This window comes from Massilia sp. FBCC-B171 (genome assembly GCF_059134155.1).
Genome location: NZ_CP101443.1, coordinates 3597109 through 3620640, shown reverse-complemented (window position 1 = coordinate 3620640; position 23532 = coordinate 3597109). Strand labels below are relative to the sequence as shown.

The following is a 23532-nucleotide window of genomic DNA, read 5'->3' as shown; positions in this document are numbered from 1 at the left end:
GCGACGCCGGGCCTGCGCTGCGACGCGCGCGGGCAATTGCCTGTAGCCTGACACTATCTCTGAACTATCCGACAACCATCTTCACGGAGGCATCATGACTGGTATTAGCACCCTTGATCCGGACAACTTTCCGGAAAGTCCAGACCGCAGCCTTGGCAAGGGCCATGGCATCGATTCGCTGGGTCCGAGCGACACGTCCGACACCGGCAGCGACGTGGTCGGCGGCCCGGGCTTCTCGACCAACCTCGACGACGACCAGGTGCTGCACCTGGACGAAGGCACGACATCCGACATGGAAATGAGCCACGCCGGCGACACCGCCGGACCTGACGTCGGCGATGCCAATTTTTCCAGCGACAGCGACGTAGGCGGCACCGGCGAGCGCGCCTCCGCGGGCCGCGATACGGTGGTCAAGGATGGCGCCGACATCGACACCGACCGCATCGAATCGATTCCCGACCTGCCGCTGACGGAAGAAGACACCGACTTCCTGGCCAGCCGGCCGCCGATCGGCGCCGACGACAAGAAATAAGGGTGGTGCGCGCCGCTTGAAGGGCGCGTTTACCGGAGCCGGTGACGGCCAGTAAAAAGGCGCGCAACTCTTGCGCGCCCTTTTTTCGTCCCTCCCTCTGGCTTACAGGTGGCCGAGGCGCCGGCGTGCCATCTGCGGCCGGGCCAGTTTCCAGGCCGCGAACAGGGCGCCGCCGCCGAGCAGGGCGGTCCACAGCGGCTTGGCGTTCAGGCTGAGGGTGGTGTAGGCCGAGGTTTCCTTGACGCTGCGCTCGGTCACGCCCTGGCGCTCGCGCAGGGCGTTGGACGGATCCGGCGCGTGCAGGGCGTCGGGACGGCCGGGCATCTTGTCGAATTTCGATTTTTGCTGGCTGAACATGGTGGCGCGCACATAGCGGTCGAGCAGGCGCGGCATGTGGGCGTGGCCGGCGGAGACTAGTTTCGACGCGCCGCCGACGTACACTTCGCGCTTCGGATGGCGTGCGCAATGCAGGATGGCCTTGGCCACGATGTCGGGCGCGTAGACCGGCGCCGGCAAGGCCGCTTCCTTCTCCATGTAGTTCTTGGCGTGCACGGCGAACATGGTATCGATCGCGGCCGGCTTGATCAGGGTGACCGAAATCGGCGCCTCTTCTTTCTGCAATTCCATGCGCAGCGATTCCGTAAACGCTTTCACGGCGTGCTTCGAGGCCGAATACATGCCTTGCAGGGGAATCGGGGCATCCGAGACTTCGCTGCCGACATTGATGAGGGCGCCGCCGCCGCGCTGTTTCATGCGCTTTACCGCCTCCAGCGAGCCATTTACCACGCCCCAAAAATTGGTCTGGAACAGGCGCTGGTGGTCTTCCAGCGGCACGTCTTCGAGGCGTCCGAAAGTGCCGACGCCGGCATTGTTGACCCAGGTATCGATGCGGCCGTAGCGCTCGAGGGCGGTCTGGCCGATGCGCTCGACGTCTTGCGCGTTGCCGACGTCGGCAACGACGGTCGCCACCTGGCAACCCTGGCGCCGCAGTTCGCTGGCAAGCTGGTCGAGAGCCTCGCCATTGCGCGCGGCGAGGACGAGTTTGGCGCCCTGTTCGGCGGCCATGCGGGCGGTGGTCAAGCCGATGCCGCTGCTGGCACCGGTGATGACGATTACCTGTTCATTGATGTTGCGAAGCTTGGCTGACATGAGGCTTCCTTTCCACGGGCAGGTTCGGGAAGGACCGCTCCCTGTTCGCGCTCGGGGCGTACAGGGAGCAGGCCACGCGCTGTAAGTCCAGCTGATCGAATTGCATCGATCGAATGAACTACAGTCGTGGCCATGGCGCCGATTTCAAGTCATTTTTTGCTTGGGTTGTACACCTGGTCGAACACGCCGCCATCGGCAAAGTGGGCTTTCTGGGCAGTGGTCCAGTTGCCGGCCACCTGGTCGAGGGTGAACAGTTTGATGTTCGGGAATTGCGAGGCGTACTTGCGCGAAAACTTCTCGACCGATGGACGGTAGTAGTTCTTGGCGATGATGTCCTGGCCTTCGTCGCTGTACAGGTATTCCAGGTAAGCCTGGGCTACCGGACGGGTGCCGCGCTTGTCGGCCACCTTGTCGACCACGGCCACCGGCGGCTCGGCCAGGATGCTCACCGACGGCGCGACGATCTCGAACTTGCCCGGGCCCAGTTCGCGCAGGGCCAGCAGTGCTTCGTTTTCCCAGGCCAGCAGCACGTCGCCGATGCCGCGTTCGACGAAGGTCGTGGTGGCGCCGCGCGCGCCCGAGTCGAGCACCGGCACGTTTTTATACAGCTTGTTGATGAATTCGCGTGCCGTCGCTTCGCTGCCGCCCGGCTGGCGCAGGGCATAGCCCCAGGCTGCCAGGTGGTTCCAGCGTGCGCCGCCCGAGGTTTTCGGGTTCGGGGTGATCACCGAAACGCCCGGCTTGACCAGGTCGCCCCAGTCCTTGATGCCTTTCGGATTGCCTTTACGCACCAGGAACACGATGGTCGAGGTGTAAGGCGCGCTGCGGTTCTTCAGGCGATCCTGCCAGTTGTGCGCGATAAGGCCGCGTTCGCTGATAGCATCGATGTCGTAAGCCAGTGCCAAGGTGACAACGTCAGCCGTCAAGCCGTCGATCACCGCGCGCGCCTGCTTGCCCGAGCCGCCGTGAGATTGACGCACGGTGACGTCGTCGCCCGTCTTGGCCTTCCAGTGCTTGGCGAAGGCCTTGTCGAAATCCTGGTACAGCTCGCGCGTCGGGTCGTATGAGACATTGAGCAGCGTGACGTCGGCCGCAAATGCGGCGGACTGGGCCAGCAGCGCAACGGCTACCAGCGATTGAGCAAGTTTCTTGAACATACGTTTCTTTCGGATGAGTTAGAACAGGGTTACCACTAGGGTATTGCTCCGCTCATCCGAAGAAAACGAATGATTTCAGCTATGGTTATGCGATTTTCAACCGTGGCGCCTGGAGCGTGCGCGTTGGCGATAAGCCGCCAGCCGGGCGATACTGGCGTTGTGCCAGCGCATGCCCGCTGATGCCAAAGCTCAGTGTGCTTTCGACAGGATCAACAACCAGCGGCCGAAAAGTAAGACTTCGACGTGGCCAGCCTCGATGCCGGTATCGCATTCCATGATCGGGTTGATCGGGTAGAAGCGTTTGCGGAAGTCACGGGTGATCAGGATTTCGCGGCGTCCGATGCGCATAAGAAAAGGTGCAGGAGCGTATTCCAGGCCGAAAGAGTTGTTCAGAGTGGTCATTGACGTTTCCCTTGTTTGATTTATGTTGGTCAGTGAAAACAGGATAGCATAACCACTGTATAAATCCACAGTTACTGTACATAACACCAGTAAAAAATTTCAACTGTAGTTTTTTTGCCATGGTCCACGTTTGATGAACAAGTCCTTGACCACCCGCCTGCACCGCTTCGCCGCAGCGCGCTTTTCGCCGCAGGAGGAGTTCGGCCTGCACCTGACGCTGGGCGTGCTGGCGCTGCTGCTGGCGATGGCCGGCTTCGCGCGCATCGCCGGGGCGGTCGTCGATGGTGCGCCGATCACCGAGCTCGACCTTCGCCTGGCCGCCTGGCTGCATGCGCACGCCCACGACAGCGCGCTAGTGCGCAATTTCCTGCTCGGTGTGACGCACCTGCACAGCACGCCCGGCGTCTTGAGCCTGACGGCGCTGGCCGGCTGGTGGCTGGTGCGGCGCGATGCCCGCCACTGGATGCTGACCCTGATCGCGGCAGTGCCGGGTGGCATGCTGCTGAACGTGGCGATGAAGCACACCTTCGAGCGCGCGCGCCCGCATTTCGACGAGCCGATCCTGACGCTCTCCACCTACAGCTTCCCGAGCGGCCATACGGTCGCCGCGACCTTGCTGTACGGCGTGCTGGCCTGCTACCTGGCGCGGCGTGCGCGCAGCTGGCAGGCGCGCGCCGCCATCGTCATCGCCGCTTGCGCCATGGTCCTGCTGGTGGCCGGCTCGCGCCTCTACCTGGGCGCCCATTATCTGTCGGACGTACTGGCCGGCATGCTCGAGGGCTGTGCCTGGCTGGCGATCTGCGTCACTGGCGTGGCCACGCTGCGCCAGCGCCAGGCGGGCCGTGCCCGACAAACCGAATACTGATGACCGAGGAATCCTGATGCGAACAATCATCCACCTGTCCGACCTGCATTTCGGACGTGTCGACCAAACCCTGCTGGGTCCGCTGCGCGACCTGATCCATTCGATCGCGCCGAACGTCGTGGTGGTGTCGGGCGACCTGACCCAGCGCGCCCGCACCGAGCAGTTCGAAGAGGCGCGCGCCTTCCTCGACACCTTGCCGGGGCCACAGATCGTGGTGCCGGGCAATCATGACATTTCCCTGTATAACGTGTTCCGCCGCTTCGTGAAGCCACTCGACCGCTTCAAGCGCTACATCACCGACGACCTCGACCCGATTTTCACGGACGATGAAATCGCGGTCGTGGGCGTGAACACGGCGCGCTCGCTGACGATCAAGGACGGGCGCCTGAACAAGGAGCAGGTGGCGGGCATCCGCACCCAGCTCGCGGGCCTGGCCCCGCACATCACCCGCATCGTCGTCACCCATCATCCGTTCGACCTGCCGACCACGTTCGAGGAAAAAGACCTGGTCGACCGCGCGGAGATGGCGATGGAGACCTTCGCCGAATGCGGCGTCGACGTGCTGCTGGCCGGGCACATGCACGTCAGCCATGCGGCCAGCACGGCTTCGCGCTACCAGATCGACGCCTATGCCGCGCTGGTGGTGCAGGCCGGCACGGCAACCTCGACCCGGGGCAGGGGAGAAGTCAACTCCTTCAACCTGCTGCGCATCGAGCACGAGCGGGTCGAGATCGACCGCTATGGCTGGGATGCGCTGACGAATACCTTCCGCGTCATTCTCACGGAAAAATTCCTGCGCAGCGGAAACGTATGGGCGCCGGCCGCTGAGGGGATGATGGCCGCCGGCTTGTAAATCCCGGTAGCAGAAACAGGAAGGCCGGCGAGAAGCCGGCCTTCTTTTACGTCAGATCCAGTACTCGGTCAAACGCGATGCCCACTCCTTGACCCGGTCGGCCCAGGGGCGGTTGCGCCATTGCTCGAGGGTCACCTGTTTCGAATCGCGCAAATCTTCGTTGAAGGCGCTTTCCATCTCGCGCCCGAAGGACGGATCGATGATCACCACGTTCAATTCGTAATTGTGGATGAAGCTGCGGCGGTCGATATTCGCCGAGCCGATCGTCGACCAGGCTTCGTCGATCACCGCGGTCTTGGCATGCAGCACCGCCACCTGCAACTGGAAGATCTTCACGCCGCCAGCCAGCAATTGGTCGTAGAACGCCTGGCCCGCGTACATGACCAGGCCGTGGTCGGACACGCCGGGCAGCACCAGTTTCACGTCGACGCCGCGTTTTGCAGCGGCGATCATGGCGTCCACGATCTGCTGGTCGGGCACGAAATAGGCCGAGGTGATGTGGACCGATTTCTTGGCTTCGTTGATCGCCACCATCAGCGACTTGTAGATTTCCGAGTGACCTTCGGGCTCGGTGGCGAGCACGCGCACGAACTTGCCGCCGGCCGGGGCCAGGCGCGGGAAGTAGTCGCTGGTGATCAGTTCGCCGCCTTCCTGGCGCACCCAGGCGTTGATGAAGGCCCACTGCAGCGTGGCCACGGCCGGGCCTTCGATTTTCACGTGGGTGTCGCGCCAGCCGATCTTGTTCTTGTCGACATTGCCCGGCTTCTTGCGCGAGCGGAACAGCGAGCTGTTGGCATAGTCGCTGCTGATGTTGATGCCGCCGGTGAAGGCAACCTTGCCGTCGACCACCATCAGCTTGCGGTGGTCGCGGTTGTTGATCGACCAGTCGCCCTTGGCCTTGGCCGGGTTGACCGGGTTGAAGGCCACCATGCTGATGCCGGCCGCCTTCATGCGGTCGAAGAACTCCTGGGGCGTGCCGAAGGTGCCGACGCTGTCGTACATGACGTTGACGACCACGCCCTGGCGCCGCTTTTCCATCAGCAGTTCGGCGAACTGCAGGCCGATCGGGTCCTGGTCGAAGATATAGGTTTCCAGGTTGATCGTGGCGGTGGCGCCCCGCACGGCGGCCATCATCTCGCGCATCGTGGCCGGGCCGTCGAACAGGAGCTGCACCTGGTTGCCCGCGATCAGGGGCAGGCCGGTGGCCTGTTCTTCGAGCACCGCCAGCTGTTTCAGGTCGGTGGTGGCGCTCGCCCAGCGCCGCTGCAGCAGCGCCGAGGTCTGGCCCTTCGACATGGGGCCGCGCGCGTGCTCGATCGTCGGATTGGTCTTGCGCGCAGTGTCGGGCAGCGTGTCGGCGTCGGGCAGGGTGCGGCAGGACGCCATCGCGCCGACCAGCACGAGGGCGGCGATCCACCATTTGACGGGTTGCTTGTTCATTTGTTTTCCCTTGTGGAGACCGGGATGTCGATGCTATCGACATCCCGGGGCCCGATGAAGAAGTCGATCGGCGCGTACAGGAAGCGCCGGCCGAGTGCGTGCAGCAGCAGGATGCTGCGGTTGAACTGGATCTTGCGGGCGCGCAGTGCCACCCACAGGGCCAGGCTGAAGCTCACCAGGAGGTTGACCGCGCCGATCAGCGCCACCCCCGCCGCGGCATTCGCCACCATCGGCAAGCTCATCTGGTAGTCGAGGCCGACCAGGGCGGTGGCGAAGTTGGCCGTCGAGAAGGTCACGTGGCGGATGTCGAGCGGCAGCCCGAGCAGGAAGCCGACCGTGCCGGTGGTGCCGAGCAGGATGCCGAAGAAGAAATTACCCATCAGGCCACCGAGATTGTTTTCGACATAGCGCGACAGGCGGTCGCGCCGCTCGATCCCGAGCAGAGTTCCCAGCCAGCGCAGCTGGCGCACCCGCTGCCCCATGCGCGTGTAGAGCGCCTTGTTGTCATAATAGCCTGAGATGAGCCCGGCCACGAACAGCCAGACCCCGGCAATGGCCGCGTAGAGCAGGGCCGGCGTGCCGAAGGGATCGATGTCGTGCAGCAGGTGCAGCGCCTTGTCGGGCGACACCAGGTGATTGCCCATCATCTGCTGGTAGGCAATCGCAATCAGCAGCGCCGTCGGGAAGGCGAGCAGCACATTGCCGAGCACGGCCACGATCTGGGTGCGGAACACCTTGTTGACGAGCTCGGCCATGCGGTCGAAATCGATGCTGCGTCCGTCCGGGCTGTGCAGGCCGGCGGCGATGCGCTGGGCCGTCATGGCCGGCTGCTTGGTCGCGATCGTCCAGCGCAGCATGTGCACGAGCATGAAGCCTAACGAATAGTTCATGCTGAACAGGAAGGCTTCGACCAGGGGCGCGGCGCGCAGGTAGCCCAGCAAAATCTTGAACATCGCCATGAAGCCGACGATGAAGCCGGCGCCGGCCGCCGCCTTGAACATGCTGCGCAGCTGGGCGCGGCTCTCCGCGATGTAATGCTCGCCGGTGCGGCTGGCGTTTTCGGTGACGTTGCGCGCCAGCAGGTGGATATTGTCGCGAAACAGGCCGCGCACCTGGTATTTGGTGTTGTGGGCTTCGACCAGTTCCTGGGCCAGGGCCAGTGCCGCCGCCCGCTGGGCGCTGGGCGGCCGCTCCTGGGCTTGGCGGGGCGTGGCCACCATCGCGCGGCTTTCGGAGGGCGCGCCCTCGAAGGCCTCGGGCGCGTCCTGCGGGGCGCTCAGCAAGCCGGGTGCTTCTTCGATCGCAGACTCGCTGACGTCGACCAGGAACAGCAGTTTGTGCAGCCGTTCGATGCTCTGCGTGATGGCGACCAGGACATAGGTCAGCGCCACGCTGGTGCCGAAGGACAGCGAATTGCGGCGGATCTTGGCCACCACCTCGTCGCACTGGTCAAGCATGACCAGGAGGTGGCGCGGGTCGCCCGGATGGGCAATGCCGCCTTCCAGGAAGCGCCCGTATTCGTCGAGGTACTGGTTGACCTCGATATTCTGCATCAGGAAGGGCGAGTCGAAATCCTCGATCTCGCTGTAGCTGTGCACCAGGCGCGGTTCCAGCCCCAGCGCGCAGATGCGGCAGGACAGGGTGCGGATGGCGTCCAGCATGCCCATGGTCGTGACCAGGCGCGCGCGGCCCGGCGCGGCGTCGGGCGGCAGCGGTGCGTCGGCGACGACGTCGAACAGGGCCAGCCAGTCGGCGTCGGGCACCGAGCGGATCCAGCGGTGGTCTTCTTCGGCATACAGCACCTGGTCGAGCGCGTCCGACAGATACAGGTCGTCGAGCGCGGGCGGCAGCAGGCGCCAGGCGATCCGGCGCTTGAGTTCGGTGAAGAAGCCGTCGTTCGAGAGGATGCCGATGTCGCTGTAGAGGCTGGTGTGGCGGCGTTTTTCGAGCAGGGTCACGATATAGCTGCGCAGCGCCCAGGCCTGCGCGGGATTACCGCGCAGCAGCTGTGTGAGCGTGCGCACGGCCGCGCGCGCATAGTCGCGATGACGCCGCCGCGGCCGCAAGCAATCGACCAGCTCGATCAGCAAGTCGATGCGGTCGCTGTGCGGGTCGATGCGTTCAAGAATGTCAAGCATACAATTTCCGTTTCCCTGTAGACGACAGTGTACGCGCTGGGGCCGCCAGGATTGGTACGGCAGCGTACACAGCAGGGAGATGGCGCAGCGGTGTGGTAAGGCGGGGACGGGAGGGGGTTACGGCGACTTCATGGGCGAAGGAAATGCCAGCGCCGCAAGGGAGTTTTCAAGTAAACGCCAACATCAAACTCGTCAGCATGAACCCGGCCGTCCAGCACGCGAGGCCGCCGACGGCCGCCATGCCCAGCGCCCCATTCCAGCCCCGCCGCGCATAACGCCGCCCGAAGCGGCGCCGCACCAGGCGCCATTGCGGCGCCGCCGCCGCCAGCAGCCACAGCCCCAGCCAGGCCAGGGCGATCAATTGCGCCAGCGGCGTGGTGCCCCGGACGCGTTCCGTGACCGCCACGGCCAGCACTTCCACCACCAGCACCGCCAGGCTGGCCAGCAGCCAGCGCCGGGCGCTGCGCGCGGCCCTGGCCTGGCCCAGCACGGTCCAGTTGTGCATCAAGAGCCAGGAGCCGAACACGGGCGTGAACAGCAGGCTCCAGGCGGCCACGGCGGACGGGCGCCAGAGGGCAGGGGCGTCGCCGGCGGCATCGAACAGGGCGGAATCGGGAGCGCAGGTATCGGGCATGATGGCGAAAGGAAATGTTGCCGAAATGAAGCAACACTATCCCGCCACCGCGACGCACCTGTCTTGCGGCGCCGAAAACAAAGCCCGACTGCCATTTGCGCGTGCTCATGAAAAAAGCCGCCCGGTTTGCACGGGGCGGCTTTCCCGACTGCCGGGCATAAGACAAGCTTATGACTGGCTATCGGTTCATTACTTAATCAACTGAATCAACCACGGCCTGGTTCGGCCACATAGATCTCGACGCGGCGGTTGCGTGCGCGCCCTGCGTTGTCGGTATTGGCTGCAACCGGCTCGCGCTCGCCATGGCCTTCGATCGTGATGCGCGCCGGATTCACGCCACGGCCCGACAGGTAGTCGCGGGTGCGCGCTGCGCGGTCGACCGACAGCGGCTGGTTGACGCTCGGGCTGCCGGTGTTGTCGGTGTGGCCGATGATGACGACGTTCGTCGCCGGATTCTCGTTGAGCGTGGTAGCGAAACGCTGCAGCACAGGCGCAAAGTTCGGCTTGATGTCCGAACGGCCGGTGTCGAACGACACGTCGCTCGGGATGGCCAGTTTCAGGCGGTTGTCCGCGGTCTGGGATACTTCCACGCCGGTGCCGCGCGTGGCTTGTTCCATGGCCTGCTTTTGCTGCTCCATGCGCTTCGACCAGATGTTGCCGATGACGGCGCCGGCAGCGCCGCCAATGACGGCGCCCTTTGCAGCGCGGCTCCCGCCGCCGCCGCTGGTCGTTCCGCCGATGAGCGCGCCGAGGGCCGCTCCGGCGCCAGCGCCGGTGGCGGTGCCGCGCTGGGTGGCGCTCATGTCGGCACAGCCGGAAACGCCCAGGGCGAGGATGGTGGCTGCAACAGCGGATTTGGTGAAGTTAGTACGCATAGTGGATCTCCTAGAAAAAAAGAAAATCCGTTTCGTAGGCGCGCCCAGGGGGCACGACCGCGAAACGGATTGGTCAGGCTACTGCGGGTGCTGCCTGGTTGGTACAACCAGTTTCAAATTGCATGCGATCTGCTATATGCCGCGGCCGCTGATCAGGCGCACCAGGATCATGATGACGGCAACGACGAGCAGGATGTGGATGAAGCCGCCGATGGTGTACGAGGTAACCAGGCCGAGCAGCCACAAGACAATCAGAACAATAGCGATGGTATAGAGCATGATGAGACTCCTCACTGGGTTTGCGCCATGTGGCGCCGTGAATCCAGTATCGGTGCTTCAGCTCAGCACAACCGTTCGCTGGCGTACATTATGCGCGAGATTTTTGTTCGCTGCGCAAGCCCGTGCTGCCGAGCCCCGGGATCCAGCCCATGAAACCGAGCAGGCCGACGATGCCGATCAGGCAGGTGAGCAGGCCCCCGCTGACGAGGAAGAAGACGTCGTGCGCCGCCAGTTCACCCGGGTGCTCGAGCGGCGTGGCTGAAACAAGCCCGAAACCCGTGACGACCAGACCCCAGACGATGATGCCGATCCATGCAAGGCTGTTCATGGTGTTCCCCTTTTACGAAGTTGGATGAGCGGCGTTTGCCGCTGCACGCCGGTGCGTGCGAGCGCTTTCTGTGGCGCTCATCCATTGTCGTTCTAGCTCAACAGTATTTCCGTGCGGTGGCGCACATTGCACTGAGGAAAATATCAAGACCCGGCGGTCCTGGGGGACGGCCGGGTCTTGAGGGGACTGCGAAGAAGGCCGGCGCTGCCGGCCCCGTGGCATCAGGCAGCGCGCAGGCGGCCCTTGACGATGCGCACGCGGTCGCCGTTGCGCCATTGCGGCTGGCTCGTCTGCTGGAAGGTGCGCAGGGTGCCGTCGTCCAGGCGCACCCGGATTTCATAGCTGGTGGTCGCCTTCATGTTGCCTTCGACCTGGTTGCCCACCACGGCGCCGCCGACCGCACCGGCCACGGTGGCAATCTGGCGGCCGCTGCCGCCGCCGACCTGGTTGCCCAGCAGGCCGCCGATGACGGCGCCGCCCGCGGCGCCCAGGCCGCTGCCCTGGGCGCGGTGCTTGATGGCGCGCACCGATTCGACGTTGCCGCAATTGCCGCACCATTTCGGTTCGGCCGCCGCCACCTGCACCGGCTTCGATTTCACCACCGTGCGCGGTGCCGGGGCGGGTTCACGCTCCTCGGCATAGCCCTGTGCCAGCTGCTGCGACGGGTAGGCCGGGGCGGCAGGCGCAGGCGCATACGCGCCGCCTTGCGGCGCCAGCTGCGCCATGCTGGCGGCAGGCGCGAGCGGTACGGCCTGGCTGGCCGGCGGCATGGTCGAGGCCAGCGCGGCGCGCTCGGCATCGCTCAGCTGGCGGCTCGCATTGCCGCCGATCGAGGAAGGGATCCAGCCCATGATGGCCGCGGTGCCCACCAGGCAGAACAGCAGGACGGCAAGCGCCGCGAGCAGGAGCAGGGGATGGTGCTGGGCGCGGGCCGGTGGAGTGGGGATGTTGTTCATGGCTTGTTCTCCGATAGTTGCGGTCGGCGTACGCTTTCCGCGGCGGCGGGCATGCTGCCTGCCGATGTAAACATTGTCCCTAGGAACAACAAGGTATTCCGTGCGTCACCGAACATACGCCCCCTATCAGAGCATTTAACCTGATCGAAATTGTTTGCAAATGTATCCGTCACGCGTCCCGGCACCTGCCGGGCCCGACGGGCTTCTTATTTTACTGCGAGGGTTCGATGAACTTTGCTGCTTCTCCCGACGTCGCCGAGCACAACGCCAATTTGCTGCTGGCCGCGCTCCCGCCGCAGGAGCTTGCCCAGGTGCTGCCCATGCTCGACCAGGTTCACGTCGAGGCCGGCGAGGTGCTGGGCGAGGCTGGCAAGCCGATCAAGCATATCTATTTTCCACACGATTGCCTCATTTCGCTGCTGGGCGTGGCCGGCGGGCGCATGACGCTCGAGGTCGGCCTGGTGGGACGCGAAGGCATGCTCGGCGCCACCGTCGCCCTCGGCCACGAATCGGCCCAGGTGCGCGCCGTGGTGCAGCGTCCCGGCAGCGCCAGCCGCATGGACAGCGCGGCCTTTCGCACCGAATTCGCCCGCAACGGCGCCCTGCAGCGGGTCCTGTACCGCTACACCGACACCTTGCTGGCGCAGGCCATCCAGATCGCCGTCTGCAGCCGCTTCCACGTGCTCGAAGCACGCCTGGCGCGCTCGCTCCTGATCACGCGCGACCGCCTGCAGTCCGATAAATTCCACCTCACCCACGAATTCCTGGCCCACGCCCTGGGCGTGCGCCGCGTCGGCGTCACCAAGGCAGCCAGCGCGCTGCAGCAGCAGGGGTTGATCATCTACAGCCGCGGCAATATCGAGATCCTCGATGCCGAAGGGCTGGCCGCGGCCTCGTGTACCTGCTACGAGATCGTCAAGGAAGCCGGCGCGAGCGCCCTGTCGAGCGCATTCGTGTAGGGTGGGCGGGTCTTCCCGCCCACGCGTTCAACGAACACACGCAAACTCGAATATCCGGCCCCACAAACGTCACGCCCCGCTTGCGCAGGACGCAAGCGGGGCGTTTCGTGTGTGTGTGTTTGCCGTGCGGTACTACAAGGTGAAAATTTAGTTGGTCTTGCCGGCCTGGTTGCCGACCACGCCGCCGACAGCTGCACCGCCGACCACGCCTGCAGGGCTGCCGCCGGTCAGGGCGCCGCCGATCACTGCACCGGCGCCTGCGCCGACTGCGGTGGCTTTGTCCTGATGCGACATGCTCGAGCAACCGGTCAGGCCCAGGGCCAGGGTTGCCAGGGTAGCGCTCACTGCCAGATGTTTGATATTTTTCATGCTGTTCTCCTTGGGTGGGTTTTACTTCAGGCGCAGGTCATTCCTGACCGATCTCACGCCCTTTACTGTCCGTGCAACCGACGCTGCGGTTGCCACGCTTTCCGCTGAGCTGACATAGCCGCTCAGCTGGACAATGCCTTCGCTGGTAGCGACATCAATGTCCGCGGTGACGAGTTCGGTGCTCCGTTTGATGGCCTCCGTGACGCCAAGCGTGATGGTGGAATCGTCCACCTTCGGGCTTGTCGCCAGCAGGCCGGCGGTGCTGCCGCAGCCGGCTAGTGGTCCCCCGAACATCAGGGCCGCCAGCAAGGCCAGGGCCGGTTTCGAATGCGTCATGCGGTTTCCTTGAGGCCGTGTTCCTGTTTCAGCGTTGGCTCCAGAGTAAAGCCCACGTAGTGAAGAGTCTGTTAGACAACACACAGAAACGCAGTTTTACTCATCAGCGTTTCTTTGCCTGGCCAGGCGGCGGCGCGGTCGGGCGTTCCTTGGCCAGCGCCACCAGGCGGGCGCAATCGCTGTCCTGGCCCGGACCGGTATTGATCAGCGGCAGCAGGGCAGCCACCGGCGCCGCCACCGTCGCCAGCACCGCGGCGCCGCCGGCTTTCAGGGCCAGCACGCCCTTGTCGACCGAGACATCGGGTTTGCTGAACGGGCCGCGCACGTACAGCGGCGCGCGCAGCGTGAACAGGCGCAGGGCCTTCGTCTCGGGCTTGATCGTCAGGTCCATTTGCTCGTTCGCGAGATTGATGGTGCCGTTCACGCCGACGATGGCTTCCTCGGTATCGACCACGAAGACCTGCGACTGCATGACGCCCTTGTTGACATTGAAGTCGGCGGCCAGGCAATTGATCTGCACCTGCTTGTCGCCGAACAGCTTGGTGACGATGATGTTGCCCACGTTCAGGCCCATCTGTTCGAGCAGCATCTTGCTGATCGTGCCCTCGTTGACCAGCGCCTTGACTTCGCCGTTCGAGGAGCCGAGCAGGGCCGCAACCGAGGTGCCGGTGGCCGAGAGCTGGGCGTCGCCGTTGATCTGGCCGACCGTGGCCTGCATCTTCTCGATGGTCGGGAACAGCTGCCTGATCTGGACGTGGCGCGCGCTGACCTTGGCCGTGGCGGCGATCGTGTTGCCCTTGGCGCCGCTGCCGTCCATCCGGATGGTCGAGCGCAGCGTGCCGCCGGCCACGCCGAAGTCGAGTGGGGCGAGCGTGATGACGCCGTCCTTCATGATCAGGTGGGTCGACAGCTTGCTGATCGGAAGCGCTTTGTCGCGGATGATCTGGCCGGCCGCGTAGCGCACGTCGGCGTCGATCGCCTTCCAGCGCTCGGTGCGGAATTCCTCCACCGGCAGCACCTTGCCACCCGGCTGCACGGTCTCGACGCCGCGCGCCTTCTTGCTCGCGTTCGAGTCGCCGCCGATCAGGGGCGCCAGGTCGGAGAAGACCAGTTTGCGCGTCGAGACATTGCCCGACAACTTGGGACGCGGCTTGCCGCCTTCATACACCAGCTTGCCGCCGATATCGCTCGAGCCCACCTTGCCCTTGAAGTTGTCGTAGGTCCAGCGGCCATGTTCGCGGTCGAGCTCACCCTTCAGGTGGCCCGAGGTCGAGAAGGCGGGGGTCTCCGGCAGCGTGATGCCGGTGAAGTTGTACAGGCGCGCCATGCTGCGTCCGGCCAGCTCCAGCTGCAGGTCGACGGCCTTGAGTTTGGCCGGGCTGGTGACGGTGCCTTCGACCGCGATGCGGCTCGGGCCGCTGCGCAGGTCGGCCTGGATCGGGTAGGGCGTGTTTTGATCCTTCAGCGAGAGCACCTGGCCCACCTTGCCGCCACCCGTCACCAGGACGCCGTTATAGCTGCCCGTGACCTTGAAGCCGATCCCGTATTTCGTGTCCTTGCCCAGCGTGCGCACGTTCGCCGTGACGTAGGCCTTGGTCACTGCGTCGACGACGCGCACCACGCCGTCGGTCAGCACGATGCGCTCGAGGTCGAGCTCCCACTTCGACGCGGTGTCCTTCTTTTTATAGACCCAGTTGTAGTGGGTGCTGTCGGTGCGCTGCAGTTCGACATAAGGCGCATCGAAGCGCAGCACGGGAATGCCGATGGTGTGGTGCATCAGCTTGAGGGGATTGAGCGAGAACGAGAACTGCTTCACGCGCGCCATGTCCATTTGCTTCATGCTCGCAGGATTGCCGACGTGAACGTCGTTGGCGATCAGGTGCGGCCAGGGCAGCCAGTCGCGCAGGTGGCGGTCGGATTTGGCCATGCGCTTGGCCGGCACTTCCCATTCCACCTCCAGGTTGCCGCGGATCGCGAAGGGACGCTCGATGGCTTCGCTCACCTTCGCATTGAGCCAGGGCCTGGCCTTGTTCCAGTCGAAGGTAAGGATGAAAATGATGGCGATGATCGGGATCGCGATCAGGGTGGCCAGCAGGGCAAGCAGGATTTTCTTTTTCTTTTTGCCGCCATGCTTCTGGACGGGGTCGCGCTGGGAGGTGGTATCGGGCATGACGATCCTTCAATTTGAGTATCGGTCTGGCGACCAAGCTTAGCGCAAACGAGGTGGTCATCAATGTGCGGTGTCGCACGGTGCGCCGGATGAGTAGCCCCTGGCCCCCCGCGATGTGCAATCTATGTGCGGCACCGAACCGAACGCGGCCGATAACGGGCTTATAACGTTAACAAGTTGCTTACATCTCAGGAGAAAGAAATGGACATGAATCGTTCAATGCACCAGCTGGGCCGCGCCGCGGCCATTGCCGCGGTACTGGCGCTGGGCGCCTGCGCCAGCCAGAAGGCCCCGGCCACGGCCGACGTCGCGGTGTCGCGTAATGCGGTCGACAATGCAGTGCAGGCCGGCGCCGCCGACCTGGCTCCGGCCGAGATCACGGCAGCGCGCGCCAAGATGATGCGCGCCAACGAAGCCCTCGCCGCCAAGGACTACAAGCTGGCACGCGAACTGGCGATGCAGGCCCAGGCAGATGCGCAGCTGGCGCAGAGCAAGGCCAATTCGGCCAAGGCCACCGCCGCGTCGAACGCGCTGAATGAAGACCTGCGCGTGCTGCGCCAGGAAGTCGACCGCACCAATTCGCAATAATCACACACATGCGCCGGCGCCCCTCGGGCGCCCCGCGAGAAGGGGATCATCATGACACCACGTTTCTTCAAGCCCGCAGTATTTGCCAGCGCCATCCTGCTGGCCGCCTGCAGCAGCACGCCAACCACCACCGCGCAGCTGGACCAGGCCCGCGCCGATTTCGTTGTTGCCAGCAATAACCCGCAGGTGACGAGCTACGCGCCGCTGGAATTCAAGCAGGCCAGCGATGCCCTGAACGCCGCCAACGTGGCCGCGGCCAAGAAGGACAGCCTGGAAGACATCGACCGCCTGGCCTATATCGCCAAGCAGAAGATCGCCACCGCCCAGGAAATCGCTCGCGCCAAAGCGGCCGAGGCGAACATCGCCGACGCATCGCGCCAGCGCACCGAAATTTCGCTCGAAGCCCGCACCGCGGAAGCCGATCGTGCAAAACGCCAGGCCGCCGAAGCCCAGGCCGCCGCCGCCGCCGCCCAGCAGCAGGCAGCGATGTCCCAGCAGCAGGCCGCCATGGCCCAGGAGCAGACCCGCGCGATGGCCGAGCGCACCGCCAAGCTCGAAGTCCTGCTGGTCGAGCTGAACGCGAAGAAAACCGAACGCGGCATGGTCGTGACCATCGGCGACGTGCTGTTTGCCACCGGTCAAGCGAACCTGACGCCGAACGGAATGTCGACCCTGCGCAAGCTGGCCGACGTGATGGCGCAGAACCCGGAGCGCACTGTGCTGGTCGAAGGGTTTACCGACAGCACCGGCAGCTCGAGCTATAACCAGGACTTGTCGCAGCGCCGCGCGAATGCCGTCGCCGGCGCCCTGGGCGGCATGGGCGTCGGACGTGACCGCATCGCCATGAAGGCCTATGGCGAAGCCTACCCGGTTGCCGGCAACGATACGGCTGCCGATCGCCAGATGAACCGCCGCGTCGAGATCGTGCTGTCGAACGAGAACGCGCCGATTCCAGCGCGTACGGCCGCCCGCTGAGCGGCTTGACCCGGTTTTTTAAGGAAACATCATGGAACAGAACATGAGCTCCCTGGCGCATGGCTTCGATGTCGAGGCCATCCGCCGCGCCGCGGCCAACCTCGATGACGGTGCCGTCACCGACGGTTACGCGGCCGACCGCGAAGCGGTTATCGCGATGCTTAACAGCGCCCTCGCCACCGAACTGGTGTGCGTGCTGCGCTACAAGCGCCACTACTTCACCGTCAGCGGCCCGAACAACGGCGCCCTGAAAGCGGAGTTCCTCGAGCACGCCCAGCAGGAGCAGGAGCACGCCGACCGCATCGCCGAACGCATCGTCCAGCTCAATGGCTCGCCGAACTTCAACCCGGCCACGCTGACGGCCCGTTCGCACGCCGAGTACGACGAGTCGGAAGACACCCAGGCCATGGTGCGCGCCGACCTGATCGCCGAGCGCGTTGCGATCGAGTCCTACCGCCAGATGATCCTGGCAATCGGCGACAAGGATCCGACCACGAAGCAGATGCTGATCGAGATCCTTGCTGTCGAAGAAGAACACGCCGACGACATGCACGATTTTCTCGTGCCGTGATCGTCGCGCCTGCATCACTTTTTTACTAACCACAACCTACAACAGGAGTTCACCATGCAAGACACCACCACCCGCGCCGGCCACTCGATCGATACCAACCTGGCCAATGCCAGCGCCGACATGAAGGTCCTGGTCAAGGACGCCCAGGCGCTGCTGTCGGCCGCCACTTCGCTGACCGGCGACAAGGCAGACGAACTGCGTTCGCGCGGCATGGAACTGCTGGACCGCGCCATGGGCAAGGCCAGCCAGTATCAAGGTCAAGCAGTCATCAAGAGCAAGGAACTGGCAGAGACCGCCGATGTCTATGTTAAAGATAACCCATGGCGTACCGTCGTTGCCGCAGCGAGTGTCGGCCTGCTGGTCGGCATCTTCCTGGGTCGTAAATAATTCGCGCCGGAGATAACGCCATGGAAAAGACCGAAACCGTCGTACATGGTCCTGGACTCATGGGCGGCATCTCCGGCCTGGCGAAAAACCTGTTCGGCCTCATCGTGTCGCGCGTGGAATTGGCGGCGCTCGAGATGTCGGAAGTGCGTAACCACGCGATCGAACTGCTGGCGATTTTCGCCGGCGCCGTTCTGGCCGTGTGGTTCGCACTGGCTTACGGCACCGCGACGATCGTGATGCTGGCCTGGGAGAGCTGGGGCTGGAAGATCCTGCTGGTGATGTTCCTGGTGTTTTTGGCGATCACGGTTGCATTGGTGATGAAGGGACTGGCCATGCTCAAGCAAGGCAAGCTCGCCTTCCCGGAAACGATGAACGAACTCCGGAACGACCGCGACGCGCTGCTGTAAAGCAGCCACCTACTGGGGGAACACGATGGAAAAACACGAGCACAAGGATCATCACGGCCACAAGGACGAGCCGACCGGACTGGCTGGCCACAAGCACAGCCAGGACCCGGTCAAGCGCAAGGCCGAGCTGCTGCGCGAGGGCGAGTTCTATCGCGCCGGCGTCAGCTACGCGAAGGCACAGGTAAAGCACAGTGCGCGGCCCGAAGTCATGCTACATTCTGCATTGGACCAGGCGACATGGGCGTTGCGAACCAGGGCAGATGCTCTGCTGAAACCCACTGGTACGAGCGTGTCGGTCCTGCTGCCTTACGCCATGACTGCATATAATTTCGTGCGTCGACGCCGGATGGGCAAAGCGGCTCTGGCAGGCGCCGTGTTGATGGGCGCGGTTGGCTGGTACATGAAGAAGCGTCGCGCGCAGCACGACTTCTGAGACTGGCCGGAAGGCGGCCCTGGGCCGCCTTTCCAGTGCGCTTCGGCCCCTATCGGGCGCCACGCTCGCAGGGGCTGGCGCATGATGGTTGCAGTAGTCGGTTTTACAGAATATGGTGGGGCTTGAGCGGCGTCGCAATCTTTGATTGGACGCCGTCTTTTTTTGTCGGTCCGCATCGGGCCGCAGGGGAGTGCCGCGAAACTGAGACAATCTGTCCCAGTTTCGCGCGCGACGCGGCGTGCGCCGGGTGCAGCGGCATGTACTAGCGTGTCTGTGTTTTCTGCTGCACCCCGGCCTCGAGGCGGGCTGCGCCCATCTCTTCCTTCCAGGTCGCCTGGGCCGCCTTCAGGCAGCTTGGGCGCTGCGCCGCCGGACCCTGGCGGCAGGCGTTTTTCGCTTCGTCGAGTGCGGCGCCAATTTCCTTCGAGCGCGTGCGCCAGCGTTCCTGGGCGCTTGCGTCTTCTCGATGCCAGCGCGCCGGGTCGCCCTGGGCGATTTCGCGTGCTTGCTTGGTCGCGGCAGCCGGCGCCACCATCGCGTCGTTGCTCTTCTCCGCAGCGGGCGGCGCCGCATCTTGCGCGGTCTGGGCCGCGGCCATGCTGCTGCAGGCGGCGAGCAGGACGGCGCAGAGCAGCTGCTTCTTGTTGGACAGACTCTTCATGATGATCTCCACAAAATGAAACGGGCCGGCAAATGCCGGCCCGTCTTGCATCAGGCACCGGCTTCGGTGCTCACACGCGATCAGTAGCGGTAGACGCGGCCGTCGACCAGGCGAACGCGGTTGCCCACGCGCAGGTCGTAGACGCTGTCCTGGACCACGGTGCGGTATTCGCCGTTATCCATGCGCACATTGAGCTGGTACATCTCCTGTCCGCCGCCTGCATTGCGGTTCTTTTCGATGTTGTTGCCAACCAGGGCGCCGCCGACGCCGCCGGCCACGGTGGCTGCCGTACGGCCGCTGCCGCTGCCGACCTGGTTACCCGCCAATGCGCCGACCAGCGCGCCGACGACCGCGCCGCCGCCGCTGGTGCGGTTCTCGGCCTGGGTCACCTGGATCGATTCGATGGTGCCGTAGCCCATCGATGCGGTGTTGTTATAGCCGCTGCTGTAGCCATTGTTCGACGGCGAGCTGGCGCAGCCCGAGAGGAGGGCGACTGCGGCGATGACTGCGGCGGCGAGGGTGCGTGGTGTCTTCATATTGTTCTCCTGGCAAAAAGGTGTGAGTCAAGAATACGAGCACGCAACAGTGCGGTCTGTGCGATGACGCACGGTGAATTGCCAGATTAATATTATCTATCCGACATCTCCTGTTGTGTTCGACAGCGTACAGAAGACCTGCCGCGATCGGCGTAAAACATCACTCAAGGTCAAGCCACACGGAGAACAAGAACATGACAACCAAGATGAAAAACGTCCACGCCCTGCTCATTATCGGCGCCGCCATGCTGTGGTCCGCCCATGCACGGGCCCAGCCGGTTGCAGTTACCGTCCCGCAGTCGGCGGCTCAGCCCGTTGCAGTGCCGGACGCCAAGACGGCTTACAACACGGCCCGCGACATGGCCGCCGCCAATTACAAGGTGGCTAGAGCACGCTGCGACGCCGTAACCGGCAATCCGCGCGAGGTCTGCGCCGCCGAGGCGAAAGCCGAACGCGTGCGGGTCGAGGAAGAAGCGGGCGCCGCTTACAAGAACACCCTGAAAGCCTATACCCAGGCACGCATGCGCATTGCCGACGCGAACTACGATCGCGACAAGGCACGCTGCGGCGCGGTAACGGGCAACACCCGCGACGTGTGCATCAAGCAGGCCAAGGCGACCTTGATTGCCGCCCAGGCCGATGCCACCGCGGATCGCAAGATGATCGAAGCGCGCAGCAATGCGCGTGAAGACAAACTGACGGCGGAATACCGGGTCGCACTCGAGAAGTGCGACGCGTTTGCCGGCGCGGCGAAAGACCAGTGCGTCGACGCCGCAAAAACCGCGTACGGCAAGTAACGTACCGGATTCGCTCATTTTCGAGCAACCCAGAGCAACTTTGACTTTGACCAACGAAAGAAAGGGATCATCATGAAAATCACCCAACGTCTCGCCACCGCCGTCTTCGCAGGCGCACTCGCAATGACCATGGTAGGCTGCGCTTCGGGCCCGCAAAAAGCCAGCGCCGGCGAATACATCGACGACAGCGTCATCACCGGCAAGGTGAAGGCAGCTTTCGCCGCTGATCCAACCGTGAAAGCCACCGAAATCAACGTCGAAACCTTCAAGGGCGACGTCCAGCTGTCGGGCTTCGTTGCCCAGCCAGGCGATGCACAGCGCGCGGTTGAGCTGGCACGCGGCGTGAAGGGTGTCACGTCGGTCAAGAACGACATCCGCGTGAAGTAATCCGCTCCCGGGCGGCGGTCCGGCAACTTTTATTTGGCTAATACATGCAACTCGCCAGTCCTGGCTCGGCTCCAGCCGAGCCGAACTCTTCCGCCGCTCCGGAGGCATCGGTCATCATGACCGATGCCGCGAAGCCGGACCCCCTCAACGGGTCCGGTCTTGGCTCTCCTGACGACATTACCCTGCACTCCGGCGCCCTGCGCCTGCCCATCCACGTCAATGCCCGCGGTCTTTCGCTCGGCATCCTGGCCACCGTTGCCTTCGTATTCGCACTCCAGTGGGCGCAAAAATTTTTCGTGCCGCTCCTGCTCGGCATCTTCATTGCCTATACCCTCAGCCCTGTCGTCCGCTGGCTCGAGCGCATCCATATCAAGCGCGTCATCGGCGCGACCCTCGTCACCGCTATACTGATCGGCGGCTTGGGTGCCACCATGTACCGCCTGCAAGACGAATTCTTCAACATCATCGACGAACTGCCGACGCTCACCCAGAAGGTGACGAAGCTGATCTCGGGCGCGGCCAGCGGGCAGGGTTCGACCATCGACCAGATGCGCAAAGCCGCCGCCGAAATCGAACAAGCCACCGCAAGCGTCGGCCAGAACAAGGACGCGCGCCTGATCCAGCGCCGCCCGACCGTGTCGCAGCCGCCGTCGCCGGCCTTCCGCGTCACCGACTGGCTGCTGGCCGGTTCCGTCGGCCTGGCCGCCTTCGTCACCCAGGCCACGATGGTGCTGTTCCTGGTGTTCTTCCTGCTGCTGGCGGGCGACACCTTCAAGCGTAAATTGGTCAAGCTCACGGGCCCTTCGCTCACGCGCAAGAAAGTCACGGTCCATATCCTGGACGACATCAATACCTCGATCCAGAACTACATGTTCATGCTCCTGGTGACGAACATCCTGCTGGCGTTGCTGATGTGGGTGACCCTGCGCGCGATCGGCCTGAACAATGCCGGCGCCTGGGCGATCTTCGCCGGCGTGGCGCACGTGATGCCTTACTTCGGCCCGCTCCTGATCACCGCCGCCACCGGCCTGGTCGCCTTCATGCAGTTCGAGTCGCTGCGCATGGTGATCCTGGTCGCCGGCGCGTCGATGGGCATCGCCACCCTGGTCGGCATGGTCGTCACGACCTGGATGACCGGCAAGATTGCGAAGATGAACCCGGCGGCCGTGTTCGTCAGCCTGCTGTTCTGGGGCTGGCTATGGGGCATGTGGGGTTTATTGCTGGGCGTGCCGGTGGTAGTGATCCTCAAGACGGTGGCCGAGCGGGTCGAGGGCATGGAGGTCGTGGCGGAGCTGCTCGGCGAGTAGCTTGCTCTTCCATTCAAAACGGCGCGGATCCATGTGGACTCCGCGCCGTTTTGCATTGCACCGATCAAACCACTCAAGCCGTGCGTTTCTTCGCCTGGTCGGCGCCCGTTACGTGATCGGGCTTGTGGCGCAAGCTGCCCAGTTGCAGCGCGTACTGGCGGGCGAACTCTGCACCGAGGAAGAAGATCTGGGCCGAGTAGTACACCCACAGCAGCAGGGCGATCAGGGAGCCGGCTGCGCCGAAGCTGCTGGCCGCGCCGCTGTTGCCGATGTACAGTCCGATCAAGAATTTTCCCAAGGTGAACATGGCAGCGGTGCCGAGCGCGCCGATGATCACGTCATGCCAGGACAGCTTGATACGCGGCAGCAGCTTGTAGATGGTGCCAAACATGATGGCAATGACCAGGAAGCCGACGCCCGACGAGATCCAGCCCAGGATGACGGCCGAATCCTTCCAGACGCCGCCGATGTAGTTCTCGACCACGGCCATCGCTGCACTCACGACCAGCGACACCAGCAGGAGGAAGCCGAGCACCAGGATCAGGCCGAACGAGAGCACGCGGGTGCGTACGATGTCCCACCAGCCGGCGTCTTTCGGCGCGGGCACCGCCCAGATTTCGTCCAGGCTGTCTTTCAGCTCGGCAAACACGCTGGTGGCGCCCACCAGCAGCAGCACGGTGGCGACAATGGTAGCGAACTTGCCAGTTTCCTTGTCCTGTGCGCCGGCCAGCACGGCCTGGATGGTGGTGGCACCGTCCTTGCCGACCAGTCCGCCCAATTCACTCATGAGCTGGCCTTGTGCCGCTTCCGCACCGTAGAAAAATCCGGCCACGGCAATGACCAGCACAAGGATCGGGGCCATCGAAAACAGCGTGTAAAACGCGAGGGCCGCGCCTTTGCTGGCGGCGCGGTGGGCCAGCCATTCGGTAACCGCGCACTTGAGGATGTGGACGATCTGGCGCGAGTAGGGGAACCATTGTTTTTTGTCGCTGCTGACAGTATCCATAAAGACTCTCCGAGAAAATGAAAAAGGGGCACCTG

The 23532-nt window shown here is 64.0% G+C and carries 30 protein-coding genes; 14 read left to right on the top strand and 16 right to left on the bottom strand.

Annotated features, from left to right (window positions below; all coding sequences use genetic code 11):
• Nucleotides 1–94: 94 nt before the first annotated feature.
• Nucleotides 95–532, top strand: coding sequence for a hypothetical protein (locus tag NMB41_RS16440; protein ID WP_494378881.1), 438 nt, complete (start codon nt 95–97; stop codon nt 530–532).
• A gap of 102 nt (nt 533–634) precedes the next feature.
• On the opposite strand, the gene NMB41_RS16435 is transcribed toward NMB41_RS16440, so the two are convergent.
• The 3 genes from NMB41_RS16435 to NMB41_RS16425 all read right to left on the bottom strand — a co-directional run bounded on the left by NMB41_RS16435 (nt 635) and on the right by NMB41_RS16425 (nt 3240).
• Complete coding sequence (locus tag NMB41_RS16435) at nt 635–1681, bottom strand: SDR family oxidoreductase (RefSeq protein ID WP_494378880.1); 1047 nt, start codon at nt 1679–1681, stop codon at nt 635–637.
• Nucleotides 1682–1830: 149 nt separating this feature from the next.
• Nucleotides 1831–2838: a sulfate ABC transporter substrate-binding protein gene (locus NMB41_RS16430; RefSeq protein ID WP_494378879.1), complete on the bottom strand. Its 1008-nt coding sequence runs from the start codon at nt 2836–2838 to the stop codon at nt 1831–1833.
• A 189-nt stretch (nt 2839–3027) separates the two neighbouring features.
• The gene (locus NMB41_RS16425; protein WP_494378878.1) at nt 3028–3240 is read right to left on the bottom strand and encodes a hypothetical protein; all 213 of its coding nucleotides are present in this window, start codon (nt 3238–3240) and stop codon (nt 3028–3030) included.
• Nucleotides 3241–3373: 133 nt separating this feature from the next.
• Here NMB41_RS16425 and NMB41_RS16420 point away from each other — a divergent pair, with 133 nt between their 5' ends.
• Together NMB41_RS16420 and NMB41_RS16415 are read left to right on the top strand one after the other, a co-directional pair.
• The gene (locus NMB41_RS16420; protein WP_494378877.1) at nt 3374–4105 is read left to right on the top strand and encodes a phosphatase PAP2 family protein; all 732 of its coding nucleotides are present in this window, start codon (nt 3374–3376) and stop codon (nt 4103–4105) included.
• A 16-nt stretch (nt 4106–4121) separates the two neighbouring features.
• Nucleotides 4122–4958 carry a metallophosphoesterase family protein gene (locus NMB41_RS16415; RefSeq protein WP_494378876.1) on the top strand — a complete coding sequence of 279 codons (837 nt, stop codon included), beginning with the start codon at nt 4122–4124 and terminating at the stop codon, nt 4956–4958.
• 51 nt (nt 4959–5009) lie between these two features.
• On the opposite strand, the gene cls is transcribed toward NMB41_RS16415, so the two are convergent.
• The 3 genes from cls to NMB41_RS16400 form a co-directional block, all read right to left on the bottom strand.
• Nucleotides 5010–6398: a cardiolipin synthase gene (gene cls, locus NMB41_RS16410; protein ID WP_494378875.1), complete on the bottom strand. Its 1389-nt coding sequence runs from the start codon at nt 6396–6398 to the stop codon at nt 5010–5012.
• The gene (locus NMB41_RS16405) at nt 6395–8536 is read right to left on the bottom strand and encodes a site-specific recombinase (protein ID WP_494378874.1); all 2142 of its coding nucleotides are present in this window, start codon (nt 8534–8536) and stop codon (nt 6395–6397) included. Before NMB41_RS16405 ends, cls begins: the two co-directional genes overlap by 4 nt.
• Before the next feature lie 166 nt (nt 8537–8702).
• Nucleotides 8703–9170 (bottom strand): hypothetical protein, encoded by a 468-nt coding sequence (locus tag NMB41_RS16400; RefSeq protein WP_494378873.1) that lies wholly within the window; start codon nt 9168–9170, stop codon nt 8703–8705.
• Here NMB41_RS16400 and NMB41_RS16395 point away from each other — a divergent pair.
• Nucleotides 9169–9375 (top strand): hypothetical protein, encoded by a 207-nt coding sequence (locus NMB41_RS16395; RefSeq protein WP_494378872.1) that lies wholly within the window; start codon nt 9169–9171, stop codon nt 9373–9375. The genes NMB41_RS16400 and NMB41_RS16395 overlap by 2 nt on opposite strands.
• Before the next feature lies 1 nt (nt 9376).
• Here the strand turns inward: NMB41_RS16395 and NMB41_RS16390 are convergent, their stop codons facing one another.
• The 4 genes from NMB41_RS16390 to NMB41_RS16375 form a co-directional block, all read right to left on the bottom strand.
• Nucleotides 9377–10045: a YiaD family glycine zipper/OmpA-like lipoprotein gene (locus tag NMB41_RS16390; RefSeq protein WP_494378871.1), complete on the bottom strand. Its 669-nt coding sequence runs from the start codon at nt 10043–10045 to the stop codon at nt 9377–9379.
• A 132-nt stretch (nt 10046–10177) separates the two neighbouring features.
• A complete protein-coding gene (locus NMB41_RS16385; RefSeq protein WP_136223041.1) occupies nt 10178–10324 on the bottom strand; it encodes a lmo0937 family membrane protein in 147 nt (48 codons plus the stop codon).
• Nucleotides 10325–10412: 88 nt separating this feature from the next.
• Nucleotides 10413–10652: a hypothetical protein gene (locus NMB41_RS16380; RefSeq protein WP_494378870.1), complete on the bottom strand. Its 240-nt coding sequence runs from the start codon at nt 10650–10652 to the stop codon at nt 10413–10415.
• 221 nt (nt 10653–10873) lie between these two features.
• Nucleotides 10874–11608: a glycine zipper 2TM domain-containing protein gene (locus NMB41_RS16375; RefSeq protein ID WP_494378869.1), complete on the bottom strand. Its 735-nt coding sequence runs from the start codon at nt 11606–11608 to the stop codon at nt 10874–10876.
• A 227-nt stretch (nt 11609–11835) separates the two neighbouring features.
• Here NMB41_RS16375 and NMB41_RS16370 point away from each other — a divergent pair, with 227 nt between their 5' ends.
• Complete coding sequence (locus NMB41_RS16370; RefSeq protein ID WP_494378868.1) at nt 11836–12567, top strand: Crp/Fnr family transcriptional regulator; 732 nt, start codon at nt 11836–11838, stop codon at nt 12565–12567.
• Between the two features lie 147 nt (nt 12568–12714).
• Here NMB41_RS16370 and NMB41_RS16365 read toward each other — a convergent pair whose 3' ends face one another.
• The 3 genes from NMB41_RS16365 to NMB41_RS16355 all read right to left on the bottom strand — a co-directional run bounded on the left by NMB41_RS16365 (nt 12715) and on the right by NMB41_RS16355 (nt 15442).
• Complete coding sequence (locus NMB41_RS16365; RefSeq protein ID WP_494378867.1) at nt 12715–12936, bottom strand: YMGG-like glycine zipper-containing protein; 222 nt, start codon at nt 12934–12936, stop codon at nt 12715–12717.
• A gap of 21 nt (nt 12937–12957) precedes the next feature.
• A complete protein-coding gene (locus NMB41_RS16360) occupies nt 12958–13272 on the bottom strand; it encodes a BON domain-containing protein (RefSeq protein WP_494378866.1) in 315 nt (104 codons plus the stop codon).
• Nucleotides 13273–13375: 103 nt separating this feature from the next.
• Nucleotides 13376–15442, bottom strand: a complete 2067-nt coding sequence (locus tag NMB41_RS16355; protein ID WP_494378865.1) for an AsmA family protein — start codon at nt 15440–15442, stop codon at nt 13376–13378.
• A 207-nt stretch (nt 15443–15649) separates the two neighbouring features.
• Here NMB41_RS16355 and NMB41_RS16350 point away from each other — a divergent pair, with 207 nt between their 5' ends.
• From NMB41_RS16350 to NMB41_RS16325, 6 genes are read left to right on the top strand one after another with little or no spacing between them, the layout of a single operon-like run.
• Complete coding sequence (locus NMB41_RS16350) at nt 15650–16030, top strand: DUF4398 domain-containing protein (RefSeq protein ID WP_494378864.1); 381 nt, start codon at nt 15650–15652, stop codon at nt 16028–16030.
• 51 nt (nt 16031–16081) lie between these two features.
• A complete protein-coding gene (locus NMB41_RS16345; RefSeq protein ID WP_494378863.1) occupies nt 16082–17005 on the top strand; it encodes an OmpA family protein in 924 nt (307 codons plus the stop codon).
• A gap of 31 nt (nt 17006–17036) precedes the next feature.
• Nucleotides 17037–17576, top strand: a complete 540-nt coding sequence (locus NMB41_RS16340; protein WP_494378862.1) for a ferritin-like domain-containing protein — start codon at nt 17037–17039, stop codon at nt 17574–17576.
• A 54-nt stretch (nt 17577–17630) separates the two neighbouring features.
• Nucleotides 17631–17963: an ElaB/YgaM/YqjD family protein gene (locus NMB41_RS16335; protein WP_494378861.1), complete on the top strand. Its 333-nt coding sequence runs from the start codon at nt 17631–17633 to the stop codon at nt 17961–17963.
• A gap of 20 nt (nt 17964–17983) precedes the next feature.
• Nucleotides 17984–18370 carry a phage holin family protein gene (locus NMB41_RS16330; protein WP_494378860.1) on the top strand — a complete coding sequence of 129 codons (387 nt, stop codon included), beginning with the start codon at nt 17984–17986 and terminating at the stop codon, nt 18368–18370.
• A gap of 25 nt (nt 18371–18395) precedes the next feature.
• On the top strand, nt 18396–18803 hold the full coding sequence (locus NMB41_RS16325; protein WP_494378859.1) for a hypothetical protein: 408 nt from the start codon (nt 18396–18398) through the stop codon (nt 18801–18803).
• A 262-nt stretch (nt 18804–19065) separates the two neighbouring features.
• Here the strand turns inward: NMB41_RS16325 and NMB41_RS16320 are convergent, their stop codons facing one another.
• Nucleotides 19066–19464: a hypothetical protein gene (locus NMB41_RS16320; protein WP_494378858.1), complete on the bottom strand. Its 399-nt coding sequence runs from the start codon at nt 19462–19464 to the stop codon at nt 19066–19068.
• Between the two features lie 80 nt (nt 19465–19544).
• Nucleotides 19545–20000, bottom strand: coding sequence for an outer membrane lipoprotein (locus NMB41_RS16315; RefSeq protein WP_494378857.1), 456 nt, complete (start codon nt 19998–20000; stop codon nt 19545–19547).
• Nucleotides 20001–20194: 194 nt separating this feature from the next.
• Here NMB41_RS16315 and NMB41_RS16310 point away from each other — a divergent pair, with 194 nt between their 5' ends.
• The 3 genes from NMB41_RS16310 (at nt 20195) to NMB41_RS16300 (ending at nt 22491) form a co-directional block, all read left to right on the top strand.
• On the top strand, nt 20195–20797 hold the full coding sequence (locus NMB41_RS16310; protein ID WP_494378856.1) for a hypothetical protein: 603 nt from the start codon (nt 20195–20197) through the stop codon (nt 20795–20797).
• 72 nt (nt 20798–20869) lie between these two features.
• Nucleotides 20870–21184 carry a BON domain-containing protein gene (locus tag NMB41_RS16305; protein ID WP_494378855.1) on the top strand — a complete coding sequence of 105 codons (315 nt, stop codon included), beginning with the start codon at nt 20870–20872 and terminating at the stop codon, nt 21182–21184.
• Nucleotides 21185–21228: 44 nt separating this feature from the next.
• Nucleotides 21229–22491 carry an AI-2E family transporter gene (locus NMB41_RS16300; RefSeq protein ID WP_494378854.1) on the top strand — a complete coding sequence of 421 codons (1263 nt, stop codon included), beginning with the start codon at nt 21229–21231 and terminating at the stop codon, nt 22489–22491.
• Nucleotides 22492–22564: 73 nt separating this feature from the next.
• On the opposite strand, the gene NMB41_RS16295 is transcribed toward NMB41_RS16300, so the two are convergent.
• Nucleotides 22565–23497: a YihY/virulence factor BrkB family protein gene (locus NMB41_RS16295; RefSeq protein WP_494378853.1), complete on the bottom strand. Its 933-nt coding sequence runs from the start codon at nt 23495–23497 to the stop codon at nt 22565–22567.
• Nucleotides 23498–23532 lie beyond the last annotated feature (35 nt).